This is a genomic window from Staphylococcus sp. EG-SA-2 (genome assembly GCF_017152085.1).
Genome location: NZ_JACYHC010001059.1, coordinates 1 through 757 on the forward strand (window position 1 = coordinate 1; position 757 = coordinate 757).

Annotated in this window: 1 protein-coding gene and 1 pseudogene; both read right to left on the bottom strand. The window is 34.1% G+C overall.

Annotated features, from left to right (window positions below; all coding sequences use genetic code 11):
* Positions 1-586: ATP-binding cassette domain-containing protein (locus IDG60_RS17900; protein ID WP_206161017.1), on the bottom strand; the 586-nt coding region annotated here is incomplete at its 3' end.
* A pseudogene (locus IDG60_RS17905) lies at positions 573-757 on the bottom strand (nickel transporter permease); the annotation flags it as partial. The pseudogene IDG60_RS17905 and the gene IDG60_RS17900, both read right to left, overlap by 14 nt.

Consider the following 757-nt stretch of genomic DNA (forward strand, 5'->3'; position numbering starts at 1 on the left):
GACCATGTTCTAATACAATATGCTGTAATAAATCCATCACTTGATTACCGTTCAAAGCATCCAATGATGCAACTGGTTCGTCTGCAATGATTAATTTAGGCTCCAACATGAGAACGCTTGCTATGTAAACGCGTTCAAGTTGGCCCCCAGAAAGTTGGAAACTATATTTATTTAATATATCTTTGCTTTGTAAATTAACCCACGACAAAGCCTTGTCAATTTTTGACAAAGCCTCTTCTTTACTACTTTTATAATGCTTACGATAAATCGCAGTTAACTGTTTACCTAATTTAGTATGGTCGTTAAAACTTTCTGCATAATTTTGAGAAATATAACCAATTGTATGACCATAATATTGACTCAATCTACTAATATTTTCTCCATCAAATTGGTACGAATCATACGTGCAGCTTAAATCAAATGGTAAATATTCAAGTAAGGCTTTAGCAATCAAACTTTTCCCAGCGCCGCTCTCTCCAATCAAGGCATTAATCTGTTGACTAAAAATTTTCAAATCAATCCCTTTAATAAGATATTTCTCACAAGTATTCTTTATTGTTAAATTTTGTATATCAATGAGACTCATCATATTCACCTCGTTGTTTTAGCAATCTATCTCTTAGCGCATCTCCGGTTAAATTAAAAATTAAAATAGTTATAGCAATGACTGAAGCAGGTGCAATCAACATAATTGGATGAGACGAAATAAAATCACGACCTTGTTGCAACATAGCGCCCCACTCTGGTGTTGGCGGTT